Annotated in this window: 16 protein-coding genes and 2 tRNA genes; 2 read left to right on the top strand and 16 right to left on the bottom strand. The window is 41.5% G+C overall.

Annotated features, from left to right (window positions below):
* Positions 1-419 precede the first annotated feature (419 nt).
* From lysS to spoIIE, 16 genes are all read right to left on the bottom strand, one after another.
* On the bottom strand, positions 420-1,913 hold the full coding sequence (lysS, locus tag ACQKL0_RS19115; protein WP_402875958.1) for a lysine--tRNA ligase: 1,494 nt from the start codon (positions 1,911-1,913) through the stop codon (positions 420-422).
* A 195-nt stretch (positions 1,914-2,108) separates the two neighbouring features.
* Positions 2,109-3,107, bottom strand: coding sequence for a tRNA dihydrouridine synthase DusB (gene dusB, locus ACQKL0_RS19110; RefSeq protein ID WP_402875956.1), 999 nt, complete (start codon positions 3,105-3,107; stop codon positions 2,109-2,111).
* Between the two features lie 24 nt (positions 3,108-3,131).
* Positions 3,132-3,344, bottom strand: a complete 213-nt coding sequence (locus tag ACQKL0_RS19105) for a helix-turn-helix domain-containing protein (RefSeq protein ID WP_402875955.1) — start codon at positions 3,342-3,344, stop codon at positions 3,132-3,134.
* Entirely contained in the window at positions 3,296-3,823 is a 528-nt protein-coding gene (gene folK / locus ACQKL0_RS19100) for a 2-amino-4-hydroxy-6-hydroxymethyldihydropteridine diphosphokinase (RefSeq protein ID WP_427689079.1), read from the bottom strand. The genes ACQKL0_RS19105 and folK overlap by 49 nt, the downstream gene beginning before the upstream one ends.
* 1 nt (position 3,824) lies before the next feature.
* Positions 3,825-4,184 carry a dihydroneopterin aldolase gene (gene folB / locus ACQKL0_RS19095; RefSeq protein WP_427689077.1) on the bottom strand — a complete coding sequence of 120 codons (360 nt, stop codon included), beginning with the start codon at positions 4,182-4,184 and terminating at the stop codon, positions 3,825-3,827.
* Complete coding sequence (gene folP / locus ACQKL0_RS19090; RefSeq protein ID WP_402875949.1) at positions 4,177-5,022, bottom strand: dihydropteroate synthase; 846 nt, start codon at positions 5,020-5,022, stop codon at positions 4,177-4,179. Before folP ends, folB begins: the two co-directional genes overlap by 8 nt.
* 158 nt (positions 5,023-5,180) lie before the next feature.
* A complete protein-coding gene (gene cysK / locus ACQKL0_RS19085; RefSeq protein ID WP_402875947.1) occupies positions 5,181-6,107 on the bottom strand; it encodes a cysteine synthase A in 927 nt (308 codons plus the stop codon).
* Positions 6,108-6,233: 126 nt separating this feature from the next.
* Entirely contained in the window at positions 6,234-7,130 is an 897-nt protein-coding gene (locus tag ACQKL0_RS19080) for a peptidyl-prolyl cis-trans isomerase (protein WP_427689075.1), read from the bottom strand.
* Positions 7,131-7,153: 23 nt separating this feature from the next.
* Complete coding sequence (gene hslO, locus ACQKL0_RS19075) at positions 7,154-8,035, bottom strand: Hsp33 family molecular chaperone HslO (RefSeq protein WP_427689073.1); 882 nt, start codon at positions 8,033-8,035, stop codon at positions 7,154-7,156.
* Positions 8,036-8,066: 31 nt separating this feature from the next.
* Positions 8,067-8,846 carry a type III pantothenate kinase gene (locus ACQKL0_RS19070; protein WP_402875963.1) on the bottom strand — a complete coding sequence of 260 codons (780 nt, stop codon included), beginning with the start codon at positions 8,844-8,846 and terminating at the stop codon, positions 8,067-8,069.
* Positions 8,847-9,030: 184 nt separating this feature from the next.
* A complete protein-coding gene (gene ftsH, locus ACQKL0_RS19065) occupies positions 9,031-11,088 on the bottom strand; it encodes an ATP-dependent zinc metalloprotease FtsH (protein ID WP_402875938.1) in 2,058 nt (685 codons plus the stop codon).
* Between the two features lie 117 nt (positions 11,089-11,205).
* Positions 11,206-11,745 (bottom strand): hypoxanthine phosphoribosyltransferase, encoded by a 540-nt coding sequence (hpt, locus tag ACQKL0_RS19060; RefSeq protein WP_402875962.1) that lies wholly within the window; start codon positions 11,743-11,745, stop codon positions 11,206-11,208.
* 31 nt (positions 11,746-11,776) lie between these two features.
* A complete protein-coding gene (gene tilS / locus ACQKL0_RS19055) occupies positions 11,777-13,171 on the bottom strand; it encodes a tRNA lysidine(34) synthetase TilS (protein ID WP_427689071.1) in 1,395 nt (464 codons plus the stop codon).
* 93 nt (positions 13,172-13,264) lie between these two features.
* Entirely contained in the window at positions 13,265-14,233 is a 969-nt protein-coding gene (locus ACQKL0_RS19050; RefSeq protein WP_427689069.1) for a protein kinase domain-containing protein, read from the bottom strand.
* A complete protein-coding gene (locus ACQKL0_RS19045; RefSeq protein ID WP_402875934.1) occupies positions 14,199-14,936 on the bottom strand; it encodes a VWA domain-containing protein in 738 nt (245 codons plus the stop codon). Before ACQKL0_RS19045 ends, ACQKL0_RS19050 begins: the two co-directional genes overlap by 35 nt.
* A 204-nt stretch (positions 14,937-15,140) precedes the next feature.
* Positions 15,141-17,615, bottom strand: coding sequence for a stage II sporulation protein E (spoIIE, locus tag ACQKL0_RS19040; protein ID WP_402875932.1), 2,475 nt, complete (start codon positions 17,613-17,615; stop codon positions 15,141-15,143).
* A 327-nt stretch (positions 17,616-17,942) separates the two neighbouring features.
* Between spoIIE and ACQKL0_RS19035 the strand changes: the two genes are divergently transcribed.
* A tRNA-Met gene (locus ACQKL0_RS19035) sits at positions 17,943-18,016 on the top strand.
* Positions 18,017-18,032: 16 nt separating this feature from the next.
* Positions 18,033-18,104, top strand: a tRNA-Glu gene (locus ACQKL0_RS19030).
* Positions 18,105-18,233 lie beyond the last annotated feature (129 nt).

The following is an 18,233-nucleotide window of genomic DNA, read 5'->3' as shown; positions in this document are numbered from 1 at the left end:
AGAAATGTTTGACTTGCTCATTTTGCTTTTTTATAGTGTGTGCTCACTCAAAATTTACGTTGGCGCTTTGTTTTGTTCAGTTTTCAAAGAGCAATGCCTTACGACAGCTTATTTATTATAACATCCTGTTAACTCAGAGTCAAGAACTTTTTAAAACTTTTTCGAAGTTTGTAATCCGTGTGAAACTCGTTCGTAACAACAGATATAAATATAACATCATTACGCAAACTGCGCAATACCTTTTTTAAAGTTTTTTTGAAATAGCAAAAGTTTTTATTTAAAAGCTAAAAATCAAACCCTAACAACCTAACAAAATTATAATCAAAAAACAAAAAACCGATTTAGAACAGTGTGCCATGAGTCGCTGCTCATATACACACTTCCTAAATCGGTTCTGATTCACCGGTTTTCCTTATGGCTTAACGATGTCTCATTAACGGGAATAACAGGACATCACGAATCGAAGGCGAATTCGTCAGCAACATAACCAGACGGTCGACCCCAATTCCCAATCCTCCGGTTGGCGGCATACCATATTCTAAAGCCTCCAAGAAGTCCTCATCCATTTCATGAGCTTCGTCATTTCCTTGCTCACGCTCTTTCAATTGTGCCTCAAAGCGTTGGCGTTGATCAATTGGATCGTTTAATTCCGTGAATGCATTCGCATGCTCTCTTCCCACTATGAACAATTCAAATCGATCAGTAAATCGATCATCCTCTGGGTTTTTCTTCGCTAAAGGTGAAATTTCTACTGGGTGTCCATAGATGAATGTAGGTTGGATTAACTTATCTTCTACTTTTTGTTCGAAGAATTCGTTAACGATATGACCAAATTCCATGGACTCTTTCACTTCAATCCCATTTTCCTTCGCAAGTTGTTGCGCTTCTTCTTTGCTCATAGTAGTCCAAAAGTCTACACCAGTATATTCTTTTACAGCATCAACCATATGGAGTCTTTTCCACTCTGGTTTTAAATCGATCTCATATTCTCCGTACTGGATAGTTGTGGTTCCAAGAACCTCTTGTGCAATATGGGCAACCAAGTTCTCTGTCAAGCTCATGATATCCTTATAATCCGCGTACGCCTCGTATAATTCAATAAGTGTGAATTCCGGGTTATGTCTAGTGGAGACCCCTTCATTCCTAAATACTCTACCGATTTCATAGACTTTCTCTAAGCCGCCGACAATCAGGCGTTTCAAGTGAAGTTCAATGGCAATCCTTAAGTTTAAGGGCATATCCAATGCATTATGGTGAGTCAGGAATGGGCGTGCAGCCGCTCCACCTGCTACAGAGTGCAATAGCGGTGTTTCCACTTCCAAATATCCTTGATCGTCTAAGTAACGTCTCATAGCCTGCACAATACGACTGCGCATGATTAAAGTGTTTTTACTTTCTTCATTTGTAATTAAGTCAACATAGCGTTTCCGGTAACGCTCCTCTACATCCTTCAAACCGTGGAACTTATCGGGAAGTGGGCGCAATGCTTTAGAAAGGAACACATATTCTTTAGCTTTAATGGAAAGTTCGCCGACTTTCGTTTTAAAGATGACACCCGTGATTCCCACGATATCACCAAGATCCGTTTGATTGAAAATTTGGTATGACTCTTCTCCAACCTTATCTAAGCGGACGTATATTTGGATTTGGCCACTTATATCTTGTATATTGGCAAAACCAGCTTTCCCTTTACCACGTTTGGTCATGACACGACCTGCAATGGTAACTTCTATTTCTTTCTCCTCTAACTCTTCTTTTTCCAATGCACCATATGCATCAACAATCTCCTGCGAAGTATGGGAACGCTCGAACCTACTGCCGAACGGGTCTTGTCCATTGTCAATCATAGCCTGCATTTTGTCGCGTCTTACCTGCAGTTGGTCATTCAATTCTTCATGACTCACGAAAATCATCTCCATCTCTATTAATCAAAGCCTCATATAACTATTTGAACTTTCTAATTGCATACCTATTTATTCTTACATAAAGTAAAGGATTTCAACAGCTTTTTATCTTAAATTCTAATATATGGACAGATAAAAACTGCCAGGTTCACTGGCAGTTTTCGATAAACGTATTATAGAAAAACAGGAAGGTAATGTCAAACATCAAACCATTTGGATGTTTTGTTCCCTCGCTTCACATTCATCAACGAGTCCATACAGAAGTCGCGTAACATCTTCTCTAGTCTCACATTCATTAATACCTTTACGTGCTTTTGCATTGCCTTTGACACCTTTAAGGTACCAGGCAGCATGCTTGCGCATTTCACGGACAGCAACATGCTCATTTTTCAACGCTATCAGACGATCCATATGAAGAATGCATACATCCATCTTTTCACGGACTGTCGGCTCATCCATCAATTGTCCAGTTTCCAAATACTTCACTGTCCTGTATATCATCCACGGGTTCCCTAAGGCCGCCCGACCAATCATGACTCCATCAACGCCAGTTTCCTTTAGCATTCTTTCAGCATCTTGCGGGGTTTCCACATCACCGTTTCCAATCAAGGGAATGTTAATGGAATTTTTCACTTCTCGAATAATGTCCCAATTAGCTTTCCCTTCATACAATTGAACCCGGGTTCTGCCATGAAGGGAAATTGCCTTGCCCCCTGCACGTTCTACCGCTTTGGCATTCTCAACAGCAAATACATGTTCATCATCCCAGCCAATGCGCATTTTAACAGTAACAGGTTTATCTACGGCATCCACAACTGCCGAAACCATCTCATATATCTTATTTGGGTCAAGTAACCATCTTGCACCGGCATCACATTTCGTGATTTTCGGGACAGGGCATCCCATGTTGATATCAATGATGTCTGCCGTTGTATTTTTATCTACAAACTTCGCTGCCTCAACTAGATTTTTCTTTTCACCACCAAAGATTTGCAAGCTTAGCGGTTTTTCTCTTTCATCTATATAAAGCATATTCAGCGTTTTGGCATTTTGAAGAACGATTCCCTTGTCACTTACCATCTCTGCGCATACCAATCCTGCACCGAACTCTTTGACAGTCAAACGAAAAGCCGAATTACATACCCCCGCCATCGGAGCCAGAACTACCCGGTTCTTCATTTCAATATCGCCTATTTTTAACACATCGTGACCCCCTATACCACTCTTTCATTTATCCTCAAGTGGCTGCAGATCCTCAATTGAAACTTTAAGAACATCCACCACTTCTAGTAAAAATTCCTCTGTGGGATTTCGGTTCCCTCTTTCAACTTCACCCAACAAAGAAACAGAAACACCCATCTCTTTTGCGAACTCCTCTTGGGTAAAACCTTTTAACTTTCGAAAAGCGCGAATACGCCTTCCCCATTTTTCAGCTTCCATAATCGAACTCCTTCTTTATCCGGAATCTTTTCAAGCAGGTCGCTCAAGGATGTATTCATTTTCGGAAGAATTATATCTGATTCCAATTCCATTAAAGGAATAATCACAAATGCTCTTTCATGCATCCGAGGATGAGGGATTGAAAGAATCTCCGTCTCAACATTTTCATGATTATATAACAAAATGTCAAGGTCTAACGTACGAGGACCCCATCTGACATTCCTTTTTCTTCCTAATTTTCGTTCAACTTGCATGCATGCTCGCAATAAGTCCTCTGGTGTTAAATCGGTTTCCACCTTAATGACAGCATTCAAAAAACAATCCTGGTCAGTATATCCGACAGGGTCCGTTTCATATAATGATGAACAAGAGACAAGTTTAATATGTGGATCTTCACTCAATAATTGGAAAGCCCTTTGAAATGTATCGAAGCTCTCCCCCATGTTCGAACCAATTGATAGATACGATATATTTTTCATTTTAGCGTCCTCTTTCAATCTCTATGGCAACCGATTCATAGTGTCCTGCTATAGGAGGGTCTGGTTTATATATCTTTACTGTACACATCATGATCTTCGGAAACTTGGTGAGTAACTCCGATGCAATCCTTTCTGCAACAGCTTCCACCAGCTTGTACGGTTCCCCTTCAACGATACCTTTACAGACTTCATATAATTCACCATAATTAATGGAGTCTTCGAGATTATCGCTCATGCCCGCATTGGCCAAATTCGCTTCTACAGTCAGATCCACCCTAAATCGCTGGCCAAGCTTTGTTTCTTCCGGAAATACACCATGGTATCCGTAGAATTCCATCTTATTCACAAATATCTTATCCATTAAACTCACCTTTTCCTATAAGAGCATCCATCATTTTAGCTGTACGTCCCATTTCCTTTACATCATGCACCCGGACCATTTGGCAGCCCTGAAGAATCCCATGACAGATCGTTGCTGCCGTCCCTTCCAAACGTTCATGTGCCGGTAGATTAAGAACTTGTCCGATCATGGATTTTTTCGATGTAGCGAGCAGTACTGGATACCCTAATGATACCAGCTTATCAAGATTCCTCATCATTTCCAAATTCAGTGTCAAATCTTTTGCAAACCCGATACCTGGATCTAGAATGATATTCTCATCCAAGACTCCCTCTTTCTTCACAATCCTAATGCTTTCGAATAGATCTTGCAAAGAATCACGGATAAATTGTTGGTACTCCATATTGTCTCGGTTGTGCATTAAAATAATCGGAACTTGGTACATAGCCGCTACCTTTGCCATATGTGTATCTGCTTTTGCTCCCCAAATATCGTTCAGGATGTGCGCTCCTGCTTTCAATGCCGCTTCTGCAACTTTGGACTTGTACGTATCAACGGAGATAGGAATTTCAAAAGTACGGGAAATCGCTTCAATGATAGGTACGACACGTTCTATCTCTTCCTCATCCGTTATCCGTTCATAATTAGGCCGGGTCGACTCACCACCGATGTCCAAGATATCCGCACCATCTTCAACCATCTGCTCAGCATGTCTTAATGCAGCATCTACCCGATTATATTTTCCTCCATCGGAAAATGAATCAGGCGTAACATTTAAAATCCCCATAATTAAAGTCTTTTTGCCGTAATCCAATTCTAATGAACCGCATTTGATCTTCGATGTACTAGCTAATGACATAGGACGTTCTCCTTCATTAAAAAATCTACGTATATATATGAGTTTACCTATATACCCAGGCAAAGCGCAAGCACCTTAAAATCCAGAACCTCATTACTACACAAAAAAGAGAAGCAAAGCACCCTAGAGGTGCTTTGCTTCTCGGTTAACTTTTACTCTTATTCAAAGTTATACAAAGGTGTACTTAGGTAACGCTCACCATTACTTGGAATGATTACAAGGACTTTCTTGCCTTTTCCTAGTTTCTCAGCAACTTTAACAGCGGCAGCGATAGCCCCACCGGATGAAATACCACCTAGGATACCTTCTTCTTTTGCAGCACGACGGGCGTATTCAAAAGATTCATCCGTGTTTACTTGAATAACTTCATCATAAAGATCTGTGTTTAAAATGCTAGGAACGAATCCTGCACCGATTCCTTGAATTTTATGTGGCCCGGGGTTTCCTCCTGACAATACAGGTGAATCGGCAGGCTCTACAGCGTAGATCTTAATATCAGGATATTTTTCACGAAGTACTTCACCTGCACCAGTAATCGTACCGCCCGTTCCAATTCCTGCGATAAATGCATCCAGGCCATCTTCACCAAACGCTTCAATAATTTCTGGACCGGTAGTATTACGGTGAACTTCAGGGTTCGCTTTATTTTCGAATTGTTGTGGAATGAAGTATCCGTGTTCTTTAGATAACTCAGTCGCTTTAGCAATGGCACCCTTCATTCCTTCAGGTCCAGGCGTTAGAACTAAATCAGCTCCATAAGCACGAAGCAAGTTGCGACGTTCCAAGCTCATCGTTTCAGGCATTACAAGGATTGATTTATACCCTTTTGCTGCAGCTACCATCGCAAGGCCAATCCCAGTGTTACCACTTGTAGGCTCAATGATCGTATCGCCTTGTTTAAGATCTCCACTTTTTTCTGCGGCTTCGATCATAGCAAGAGCGATTCTGTCTTTAACGCTGCTCCCTGGGTTAAAATATTCAAGTTTCAAATAAATATCTGCACTATTTTCGTTTTGAAGCTTGTTTAATTTTACTATAGGCGTTTGCCCGATTAATTCCGTTACTGAATTAACTATACGTGCCATGTTCTCCACTCCTTTTATTAATACCGAGTATGTTTATTGGTTTTATTAATTTAAAGTTACCAGTTTCACTAGTTCGTTGTCAATGTTTATCTGCAATTTTCTAAATTTTCTTTTATATCCTTTTACCTACTTTTGATCTTCTGATCCATATACCCAATCTACATCAAACTCATCCCAGAAAATCTTACCGGATACCGGCGCCTGGATTTGTTCCAAGGCTTTTTGGCGGCGTATTTGCTCTTTTACTTCCTTATACGAGTATTGCCTACCGTCAATTTTCTCATGTAAATAGAGAACAGCCCATCCTTCATCCGTCTCAACCGGTTGGCTCCAATTTCCCACCTTTAACTTTTCGGCAGCGGAAATATATGCTTTCGAGATTTGTTCATTATCCTGCGATATATACCCCATGTCTCCCCCTTGATTTGCTGTGAATTCATCAAGAGATTTCTCCATGGCTAACACAGGAAATGAAACGCCTTTATTCAGTTCTTTTATTATTTGCTCTGCTTGATCCTTAGTCGATGTAGTTATTTGAGAAATATGATAGGTAGTGGGTATTCGATAGATGTCCTTATTATTCTCATAATAGTCCTCCATGGTCGCTTCGGAAACTGTGACATCCTTTGTAAGCAGCTTCTCGAGCAGGAGATTCGATTGAATTTCCTGCTTCCATTGGGCTTTGCTTTTACTTAGATTCTGACCAGCAGTTCCATACATCGTTTTCATCATCTTCAGTTCCCGATCCACTTCATCTTCGGATATGGTCACTTTGTATTTTTTCGCTGCTTGTCCCACTACTTCTTTATCAACCATTTCCTCAAGCACGTCTTTACCATATCGTTTTTCAAGTTCATTGATCCATGCTTCCCGGGAAATATCTTTAGAGCCAATCTTCGCTGCCGTTTCCTCTCCTAAAGTGATTTTGGAAGCGATGAATGGCCAGATGACAAAGATTAGGATTGTCAATAGGTTCAACAAGGCAAGACCAGCAATGATTGCCCTAAGCTTTTGTTTAGACAAAACCCTTTTCTCCCGTCTTTTTTTTATTTTTGTGTTTCCTTTTCTAGTTCTTCAAGGTTCTCTTTGGAAAATTGGTATGTCTCATTACAGAAATGGCATTGGGCCTCTGCCTGTCCTTCCGTCTCGATGATATCCCTGATTTCCTCTTGCCCGAGGCTTATTAAGGCATTAGAAATCCTTTCCCTTGAACATGGGCATGAGAATTCTACATCTATTTTTTCTAGAACCTGTACATTTCCTTCCCCTAATAGTTCTGTTAGGATTTCTTCCGGAGTTAAACCATTTTGAATCATTTTAGAAACAGGAACGATGGTGTTTAGACGTTGTTCGATTTTCGTAATCGTTTCGTCAGAAGTACCGGGCATTAGTTGGATGATGAAACCACCCGCGGCTAGAATCGAGTTATCAGGATTCACTAATACGCCCACTCCCACCGAGGAAGGTACCTGCTCTGATGTTGCAAAATAATACGTGAAGTCTTCACCTAATTCTCCCGAAACTAGAGGAACCTGCCCAGAAAAATTATCACGTAAACCAATGTCTTTCACGACGGTTAATAACCCCTCGGTTCCAACCGCTCTTCTGACATCCAATTTTCCTTGTTCATTTAAATCAAAGTGAGTTTGTGGGTTCGTTACATATCCACGCACTTCCCCCTTTGCATTACTATCAACAAGGATGGAACCTATAGGTCCTCCGCCCTCGATTTTAATCGTAAGCTTTTCTTCACCTTTCAACATGGCACCCATCATTACTCCGGCAGTCATAGCGCGCCCAAGTGCAGCCGATGCTGTCGGCCAGGTATAATGCCTCCGTTGCGCTTCCCCTACAGTTTCTGTTGTGGAGACCGCATACGCTCGCACTTGACCTTCATATCCTAACGCCTTTATTAAATAATCTTTCATTTATATGTCCTCCCATGCTGTTTTTTTAGGTTTACTTCTTTACTTGCTCTCGGTTCCTTTTGTAAATTAGCTGTAGGCCTTTTAATGTTAAGAAGGGCTCCACAACATCGATAACTGTGGATTCATTGGCAATCAACGTGGCCAATCCACCAGTGGCAATGACTGTCGGCTCTAAATTACTTTGTGCTTTCATGCGGTTTACGATTCCTTCGACTTGGCCTACATACCCGTATAAAATACCTGACTGCATGGCCGAAACCGTATTTTTACCTATTATTCCGTCTGGACGGCTAATTTCAATTCTCGGTAGCTTGGATGCTTTCGAGTAAAGCGCTTCTGTAGAAATTCCGATCCCTGGGGCGATTGCTCCCCCCATGTACTGCTTTTCCTCATTTATATAACAATATGTCGTTGCGGTTCCAAAATCGACGATGATGAGAGGGCTTCCAAATTCCTGTATGCCTGCTACAGCATTCACAATTCTGTCCGCTCCCACTTCGCGAGGGTTTTCATACTTTATATTCAATCCCGTTTTAATACCAGGTCCAACGATAAGTGGTTTGATTCCAAAGTATTTTTTGCACATGCGTTCAAGCGCAAACATTATAGGCGGTACAACCGATGATATAATGATGCCGTCAAATTGGTCGAATGAGAGACCTTCATGTTGCAGTAAAGACTTTATGACCATTCCATACTCATCTTCTGTTTTATTGCGGCTTGTTTCAATTCGCCAATGATATTTCAGTATTTCTTCATCGTATACGCCTAATACAGTATTCGTATTCCCAACATCTAGTACAAAAATCATTGTTTTCACCACTCCGCTAAATTATTCTCCCACATCATACCATACTGTTATTTTCGATGCTATTAGTCGCGCTTCTCAAAAGGTAAAAATATGCCAGCTGAAAATTTTGTAGGCTTTCTCATATTTATAGTGTAAAGAAAAGGGTATTTCCGAGGAGGAAATACCCTTTTGGTTTCAAGTCAACTTACAACTTTTTATTGTCATCTTCTTTTGGGAAAGAAAGTGGCTTATCTTGAGGTGTACCTTCTTCAATCGGAGGTGTATTCAATCCTTCCTCCGTTATCTCAAGGTCCTCAGGTTCTCTTTTATCCAATGGATCTAAAAGAGCCTCTTTTTCCTTTTTCGTATTGATGTTAACTTTTACGTTTTCATCAGTAGTCAAATTCCCATTAAGAGCTGTATAATCCCGTTCTGGTAATTTACCATCTTGGAAAAGCCCTTTGATTTGTTCTGCATCCAGCGTTTCCACTTCTAGCAGGGTCTTGGCAACCAAATCAAGTTTTTCACGATTTTCAGTAAGGATTTTCTTACATCTTTCGTAAGCTTCTCTAATGATGCGTTGTATTTCCAAATCAATCTCATAAGCGATTGCATCGGAATAGTTTTGGTCATTATTGAAGTCGCGGCCCAAGAACACCTGTCCTTGTGAATTTCCAAACTGAAGAGGTCCAAGTTTACTCATTCCATATTCCATAACCATACTACGGGCAATGCCTGTCGCACGTTGGAAGTCATTATGAGCACCCGTACTCACTTCACCAAAAGTAACTTCTTCGGCTACCCTACCACCTAAAAGACCAACGATCTTATCTTTTAGTTCAGGCTCGGTCATGAAGAAACGGTCTTCTTTCGGAAGCATGACGGCATATCCACCAGCTTGACCACGAGGGACAATCGTAACTTTATGAACCACTTCTGCATCATCGAGGACCAGACCGATAATTGTATGACCCGCTTCATGCCAGGCAACAATATTCCGTTCTTTTTTCGATATCACGCGATTTTTCTTTGCAGGACCTGCAATAACCCGATCCGACGCTTCATCCAAATCGGACATATCGATTTTTTTCTTATCTTGACGGGCTGCAACAAGAGCCGCCTCATTCAGTAAGTTTTCAAGATCGGCACCCGAGAATCCAGGTGTACGTTGAGCGATTGCTTTTAAATCCACGCTTTCTGCCAAAGGCTTGTTACGAGCATGAACTTTCAATACTTCTTCACGGCCTTTTACATCTGGGCGCCCAACTGTAATTTGACGGTCGAAGCGGCCAGGTCGTAGCAATGCTGGATCCAATACATCTGCACGGTTTGTTGCGGCGATGATGATAATGCCTTCATTTCCACCGAAACCGTCCATTTCAACAAGCAATTGGTTCAACGTTTGTTCACGTTCATCATGACCGCCGCCAAGGCCTGCGCCCCTTTGACGACCTACTGCATCGATTTCATCAATGAAGATGATACATGGTGCGTTTTTCTTTGCATTTTCAAATAAGTCACGAACACGAGATGCACCGACACCAACGAACATTTCTACGAAATCAGATCCACTGATTGAGAAGAAAGGCGTGCCTGCTTCACCAGCTACCGCTCGTGCAAGTAAGGTTTTACCTGTACCTGGAGGACCCACCAATAGGACCCCTTTAGGAATACGGGCACCAAGCTCAGCAAATTTGCGAGGGTCTTTTAAGAATTCCACGACCTCGACAAGCTCTTGCTTTTCTTCGTCTGCCCCGGCAACATCATTGAAACGAACTTTCTTCTTATCATCGTTATACAGCTTCGCCTTACTTTTCCCGAAGTTCATCACTCGGCCGCCACCGCCGCCTTGTGCTTGGTTAAGTAAAAAGAAGAATAGTATGAAAATGATTACAAATGGAATGATCGAAGTAAAGAATGTAACCCAGCCACTTGTTTGTTTTGGAGGTAAAACATCAACAACTTCAGTACCTTGTTTTTCTACAGCTTCGCCAATGCGACTCTGTGCATACTCACTAAATGGAACGTATGCAACAAAATACTTGTTTTCATCATATTCCTTCAGCTTCCCTGTAATTTCAAAAACACTGCCTTCGGGTTGCATCGTTAATGACTTGACGTCCCCACTCTCCAAATGCTTATAGAATTGATCTTGGGTCAATTTTTCCTGAGGTTCATTGTTATTGTTAAAGATGCTCACAATCCCAATGATGACTAAAAATATCAGTAAATAAAATATGGTATTACGGAAGATCCGATTCATCCCTTACCTCCTCCCACGGGTAAACAAACTATAGTAAATATTATCATACAAAATTAATGAATTACAATAATTTAACACCGCTGTTTTTATCTGGCCATCTCTTTTAACTGAATACTATTATTTCGTGTAAATCTCAGGTTTCAATATGCCGATGTATGGGAGATTACGATATCTTTCCGCATAATCCAGGCCATATCCTACAACAAATGCATCAGGGACGATAAATCCAACGTAATCCGGAGTAATGTCAGCCTTCCTGCCTGTTGGTTTGTCTAACAATGTAACAATTTTAATGGATTTTGCTTTGCGGTAGCGGAAGAGCTCTGCAAGATAGCTTAGAGTTAAACCACTGTCGATGATATCCTCAATGATTAGTACGTCACGGCCTTCTACTGATGTATCAAGGTCTTTGATGATTTTCACTTCACCAGATGATACAGTGGAGTTTCCATAGCTCGAAACATCCATGAAGTCCATTTCAAGGTGTGTATCAACACGTTTCAATAAATCTGACATAAATGGCATAGCGCCTTTTAAAACACCGATAGCCAGTGGGAACTTATCTTTGTAATCAGCCTCAAGCTGTGCTCCCACTTCTCTGATTTTCTGTTGAAGTTCTTCCTCAGATATTAACACTTTTTCAATGTCATTTTGCATGGTCATTGTAATTAATTGCCCCCCAAGAAGATTAAGCTTTATTATATTCTAAGTAGATTAAAGATGATTCATCAGAAACCTGGTCCGCCTCAACATCCGATTTCTTTAAACCGGGAAGCCAAATGACCATCCCTGCTTGATCGATGATAATCGGCCATGCATTTCTTTCTAGCATCGGGACTTTCTCATTGATAAAAATCCCCTTCAACTTTTTCGTTCCACCCAATCCCTTAACATCCATTCTATCGCCTTCCTGCCTTGTGCGGGCAATCAATGGGAGTCGAACAGCCGATTCAGGGAGTATAAAAGAATCATTTCCTTTACTATAGGGAATTTCATCTTTTATATAGTGTGCTTTAATTTTATATCCATTCGGAAGAATAGTCTCACCGGGAATTTGTACTATAATAGAATATTCTTGGCTTTCTTGGCGAAAAAAACTAAAGATGCATGTTTGATAGGATTTTTCTACAATAAGGCCTTCCGGGAGATGCAGTTCTGCTGAAGGTTGAGGATTTAAAAACAAAGCTAAAAGTTGATCGATATGTAATGCCGAAAGCGATGAAGGTCTCTTCAAATAAAGATAGTTTAATATTAGTTGAATAGATCTTCTTTGTAAAGGTTTAGGCATCGCAAGTACCTTATCTATCCGAATTACAGAATGTTTCCTATCCTGTTGAAGCCATATCTCGGACATTTCTTTCCTGACCAGATCCTGTAAGAACTTCTCATCTTCCATTACCTCTTCACTAAAGCGCTGGAAGTGTTCATGAACAAGCCTATTTTCTTTCTTTAGGAACGGAAGGACTTCGTGCCTGAAACGATTTCTCAGGTAATCATTCTTTTCATTACTTGGGTCGTATCTAGGCTCAAGATGATGAATGGTTACGTATTCGATGATTTCATCCTTGGTAACTTCCAGAAAAGGCCTGATTAGCTGACCGCCATGGAAAGGTCTTTTCAGGGAGATTCCTGCTCTCGCTTGACCTGTCGCCCCTCGGGTCAAACGCATGAGAATCGTTTCGACTTGATCATCGCCATGGTGTCCCAAAACGAGCGTATCTGCCTGATGTTTATCCATCATTTCTTCAAAAAAAGCAAAACGCAGCATTCTTGATGACAATTGAGAACTCTGACCGGTTTTTTCAATATATGCTGGCACGTCAATCCTTTTGCCTTCAAAAACAATATCCCACTGTTCGCACATTTGTTTGACATACTGATAATCGGCAAGGGATTGGTCGCCCCGAAACATATGGTCAACACTCGCAACAATGAGCTCATAATGAAAAATAGGTTGGGCTTCCTTAAGGAAATGTAAAAGTGCCAATGAGTCAGGCCCTCCAGATACACCTACGAGCAATTTCGAACCTTCCTGAATCAAGTGGTTCCTATGAATGGTCTTTAGAACTTTTTCCTTTAACATGGGATCTTCCTTCTTTATGTACAGGTATTAGTTTCTACGTTTAAAAAGTGTAATGGGTTTCAAAGATTCCACCTCTACACTTTATTAACTATATCATAACAACTGTTCATATATGTAAAGAACATAGATTATCGAGATGACGGCCACCACTAAAAAAGTCTCTACAAATCCCCCCTTCTTTTTCTTTGGCTGCCTCTGGCTTCTTCTTGCTTGTCTCGTAGTACCTTGACTCGACGTCTTTTTCTTTGAATGCTTCTGGTCACTAAGTAAGACAACTAGGTCCTCACGCATCCGTAAGGCGGAGTCATACTTCCCGAGAAGCGCTTTATCCAGCATCTTTCTATATGGTTGCAATTCCTTTTTCTGTTTAATCACGTCTGTTAGTTGACTATACCCTTCCCCTTTTTTCTGAAAACGCGCTGGATAGGCCGAATTGATGATAATCATGGCAACAGCGAACAAATCATATTGTAGGTCAGCCTTTCTTGATCCCAACCCCCAGTATCCCCTATCGAAGAATTCGGTGAATTCCTTCACCGATCTCCCAATCAAGGTCGTTCCGCCGACATCTACACATCGCACTTTATAGTCCTGGGAAGTCACGATCAAATTCTCTGGCTTTAGATCGCCAAAGACCCACCCATTTGCATGCAAGGCAGATAAACTAGTCAATAATTGAAGGGCCAAGACCCCAATCCACGAGAACCCTTTCTTCTCAATGAAATACAAGAAATCATGACCGTGAATATACTCCATTACATAAAACGGGAGTTGCTTTCCTTTGGTCATAAAATCATCCGCTTCCAAAAATGAAGGTCCAAGGGTAGACCCCTGGACCTTGGAAAAGGATTTTAGAATATTCATCTCTGAAATGATCGATGTCCCATTATCACTGAGCTTCAGAGCATAATGACGGTTTTTGCTCTCTACTAGATAAACAAATCCGTTAGCACCGCAGCCCAACTCCTTGATAATTGTGTAATGGTTCTTATTCCACTTTCCAGTAATGATACTTCCAGGGGGGAGCTTACATAGATTCCTCAAAGTATTGTTCATCATCATTCGATAACAATCCCCTCAACGAACGTTTTTTATTGAAATAAGAAAGTGCTTCCCGTATTGCTGGTCCTGTTGGTGTGAGCCCTCCCGTACTAAGCTTGGAGAATATTTTCGTCAACGCTTCCAAGTTCGGCGTCCAATCAAGCAGTTTTTCCACATCATTCCTTTTCCCGGGAAATGCAAAGACGGAAAACCGGCTATCACCCATTCTTGCATTCATACTGAGGGAAAGGTCTAACAAGGAATCCTTCACGGTCGGAAGCTTATGTTTCATACTCGCACTTGTATCGACAAGGATTAGCACCTCAAGCTCGCTCGTTTCTCCTAGCTCGTCGACCACCTCCATCACTTCTCCTCTTTTATCTGGCGGGAGATCTTCCATCGTTCTAGAGTCACCTAATATTTGTTGAAGTTCACGATTAATAACTCCTTGTATAGTTTGCGTCATGGCTTTTTGAGTCACCATTTGAACGGTTTGTGATAATTGTTGAGCATAAACGATTTGGCTGACACCGCCCCCGGCACCCGCAATTTTCTCGATCTCTTTCAGACCCTTTTCATCTATTACATCGTTTTCCAATACTCCTATGACATTGATGGTGACGCCCTGCTCCCTTGCTAGTGCAGCTACTGAAGCAGGCTCCTCACCGTGATTCGAGCAGCCGTCCGTTATAAGCAAAACCTGTCTTAATGTACCTGCTTTCATGTTTGGCTCTCCCTTCCTTTCAATCTGTTACCATACTTGACTAAAAGGGAGGAATTTATACAATAAAATACATAGGCAACCAGTCAACATTCTATGACTGGTTGCCTATGTAAATCTTAGTTCCTGCGAACTTGTTATATCGGGTGAAAAGGTACCAACTTGGCACATTGATTCCTCCTTATGGTTTTTATAGGCACTCCTCCTCTATTGGGCTTTTTTTCGTTTGGCCGAAACGGGAATCGATGCCCATTTCGGTGTATTATGCTTGATTTTCGAAGTGACCACTGTCATGTCGTCATCTATGACTCCTTTTGTCCGTATGACTTCTTCTAGGATTAGATCAGATATTTCCTGTGGGTCGTCCGTTTCCATTTCCTTGATTTTCCGTTTAAGCCAAAACTCAATGTTTTCCACATGAGATGGGCCATCGAACACTCCATCACTCATCATGATCAATATATCGCCATCCCTCAGTTCCTCGGATACGACATCTACATCAACTTCTTGAATAATGCCCATTGGCAGGTTACTGGATTCTATTTTAATGATTTTATCCCCCCTCTTAATAAAGCTTGGTATGGAACAGATTTTTAAAAATCTAGCCTTTGCATCTTGAAGGTCAATCATTACTAGGTCAAGAGTAGAAAATATTTCATCAGTCGTTCGCAGAGATAATACGGAGTTTACAGATTTTATGGCTATCTTTTCTTCTATTCCGGATTGTAAAAATTTCTGAAGTAACTTCAATGTTTCCGTGCTTTCATAATGAGCCCTCTCCCCATTGCCCATCCCGTCGCTTATGGCAATCGCATATTTCCCGGCGCCAATTTCCATTGTCGTATAACTATCCCCTGATACAAGCCCTCCTCCCTTTGCAGCATGTGCTACACCCGTTTCAACCGTGAATTTTTTTGCCGACCTGAATATCACCTCACATTGCCCTTGTGGATACTTGGCACATTCCTCAGAATGAACAACAATCGTTTCCCCTAAAATATCGGAAAGCATAGGAGCAATCAATTTCTCGCATTCCCCCCTTCCTTGACAGTAAGGGACGCTCATTTCTATATCGACACCTCCCTGTTCAAGGCTGTAAATCTCCACATACCCAATATTTAGACCAAAATCCTGAATGGCCTCCATTATAGATTCCTCATGTAGATGATGATTTTTCCTTTCCCTTTGAATTTCCTTGGCGAAGTCCTCCATTACGGCTGATACACCCCGTAACTGATCAGCTACTAGTCTCCTACTCTCTTTCACCTGCCTTTTCAGTTTTTGATTGGCTTCGTAATAATTAAGTTCCTGGGCTATCGCCCCTACGACCTGCGGACCTCTCGTACAGTACTTATCCCACTCCTTTGACGTTTTTTGGGGAAGCTGTCCATCATTTTCACTCAATTGAATCATAATTTCCTGCATTCCATCATAGGTTGTATTAAAGTTCTTGGCCCAGCATTGATCCTTCTTAAAACAGATCTGACAGGTCTTTTCAGTAACATTGCTTAAAAAGTAATCAAACTCTTTTTCATCCTCCTCCACTCTTCCTCTTTCATCGACTTGTGAGAAACTATTGGAAAGCGCCTCGAATACATGTGAGAACTGTTCTACCCTTTGGGCGGTCACGTCCCTCACTTTCCGGGCATACTGCTGCTGTTCATCTGAATTTTCAGCGGTTCCGGGTATATGCTTGGCAATTTTATTTATGATGGATGACGGTGTTAATACGAATAATAAGACGGCAATAAGCGATTCATATAATGTGACCATAATATTGTTGGTTCCTTCTCCGTACAGGCCTATTAATAGCGTTGCAATTAATAGGCCTGCGGCAACGCCGACCTTTCTTCCCTCCTTCAGTAATCCCCCAAGCAAGCCCGAAAAGGCAAGGAGGCTCATTTGATAGAGACTCGCGATGCTTGCCAGGCTAAATATTAAACCGGTGACGACGCCGACAGTGGAGCCTATGGCGGCCCCTCCTGCCAGCCCGAATAGGAGGACCAGATATCGTGAAAATATATGGTCGAGAGATAAATCATAAATCATCCAGCCTATTGTCCCGGTCATCACTGATGCAAGCAGGATGATTATACTGACGATTTCCTCCGTCCTTAATGATTGCGATTTTTTACGTATGGATAGCAGCGGGATGGACTGTATGAATATTAGGGTAAGAATCATTGCGAGTCCCGCCTCCACCCCGATCATCATCATGTCGTATAGCTGAATCGTTCGGAAGACCAGATATTGCTGGGCCAGGTTGACCAGGAAGAGTGAAGCGAACACATACATCGACATCGTCTTGAACTGTCCTTCAACTCCCGGTCTCTTAATCTTATTAAAAAGAAGGAGCAGGAACGCGGATGCAAAGATCACTAAACTATTGGAGTAATGAATGGTCAGCCCCCCTGCAATTAAACCGAATAGTGCAAGTGGCGCTCGATCACGACGCATGAGAAACACAGCAGCGAAAAACGGAAGGGCAAATGGTGATAATTGTGAAAGAATCAAGGCTCGTCCTAATAAAAAACCGATAATGGCTAATGAAATTCCCTTCTTTATAAATATGTCATCCGTTTTTGCCTGAAGCGTCTGAATCCAATTGATCGCACCATCCTTCGCTTCCTTTAACTGAACATCTCCAAGCGGTTCCATCATAGGTCTTTCGATTTTCTCCATTTCAACACCCCATTCGTATTATTGATTTTTATTATATAGAGGACATCTCTATTTTTTTGTCAGAATTTTATAAGTCGTACTAAAAAACGTTCGACGAAATTCTTCTTGAACGTTCATTTGTATACAGGTTTTTAAACGCTTTTCTTAAATAGAGGAACAGGCGTTCTTTTATTTCTGAAGAAAAGCAAAGTTTTTAGGTTATTTTTGTGGAAAATGCCCTGAATATTTAAGTTAAATTTGGAAAGTGACATTTTTTCTTTTTTCTGTTGACAATCCTCTAGCACGACTGTAAGATATAACTTGTGCTTCAGTAGCACTTATCATTATGGCGGCGTAGCTCAGCTGGCTAGAGCGTACGGTTCATACCCGTGAGGTCGGGGGTTCGATCCCCTCTGCCGCTATCTTTTTACTAATTCTGGCCCGTTGGTCAAGCGGTTAAGACACCGCCCTTTCACGGCGGTAACACGGGTTCGATTCCCGTACGGGTCATCCCATAAAAAAAAGCGCCTCGGTTCCCTCTTCATTAGGAGAGTAAACCGAGGCGCTTTTTAGTTGGCATAAGTCTTTTTGCCATAGCTAAGATCAGTTTTTTGAACCTATCACTATATTAAAAGAAGG

The sequence above is a fragment of the Peribacillus sp. NPDC097264 genome, assembly GCF_050277925.1.
Lineage (GTDB): Bacteria > Bacillota > Bacilli > Bacillales > DSM-1321 > Peribacillus.
This window is presented reverse-complemented; position numbering and strand designations above follow the sequence as displayed.

Bases quoted from the DNA above. Each gene is read 5' to 3' on its own strand.
- lysS (WP_402875958.1), bottom strand. From the start codon at position 1,913: ATGATTTTCGTGAGTCATGAAGAATTGAATGACCAACTGCAGGTAAGA.
- ACQKL0_RS19105 (WP_402875955.1), bottom strand. From the start codon at position 3,344: ATGGAAGCTGAAAAATGGGGAAGGCGTATTCGCGCTTTTCGAAAGTTA.
- folK (WP_427689079.1), bottom strand. From the start codon at position 3,823: ATGAAAAATATATCGTATCTATCAATTGGTTCGAACATGGGGGAGAGC.
- folB (WP_427689077.1), bottom strand. From the start codon at position 4,184: ATGGATAAGATATTTGTGAATAAGATGGAATTCTACGGATACCATGGT.
- folP (WP_402875949.1), bottom strand. From the start codon at position 5,022: ATGTCATTAGCTAGTACATCGAAGATCAAATGCGGTTCATTAGAATTG.
- cysK (WP_402875947.1), bottom strand. From the start codon at position 6,107: ATGGCACGTATAGTTAATTCAGTAACGGAATTAATCGGGCAAACGCCT.
- hslO (WP_427689073.1), bottom strand. From the start codon at position 8,035: ATGAAAGATTATTTAATAAAGGCGTTAGGATATGAAGGTCAAGTGCGA.
- ACQKL0_RS19070 (WP_402875963.1), bottom strand. From the start codon at position 8,846: ATGATTTTTGTACTAGATGTTGGGAATACGAATACTGTATTAGGCGTA.
- ftsH (WP_402875938.1), bottom strand. From the start codon at position 11,088: ATGAATCGGATCTTCCGTAATACCATATTTTATTTACTGATATTTTTA.
- hpt (WP_402875962.1), bottom strand. From the start codon at position 11,745: ATGCAAAATGACATTGAAAAAGTGTTAATATCTGAGGAAGAACTTCAA.
- tilS (WP_427689071.1), bottom strand. From the start codon at position 13,171: ATGTTAAAGGAAAAAGTTCTAAAGACCATTCATAGGAACCACTTGATT.
- ACQKL0_RS19050 (WP_427689069.1), bottom strand. From the start codon at position 14,233: ATGATGATGAACAATACTTTGAGGAATCTATGTAAGCTCCCCCCTGGA.
- ACQKL0_RS19045 (WP_402875934.1), bottom strand. From the start codon at position 14,936: ATGAAAGCAGGTACATTAAGACAGGTTTTGCTTATAACGGACGGCTGC.
- spoIIE (WP_402875932.1), bottom strand. From the start codon at position 17,615: ATGGAGAAAATCGAAAGACCTATGATGGAACCGCTTGGAGATGTTCAG.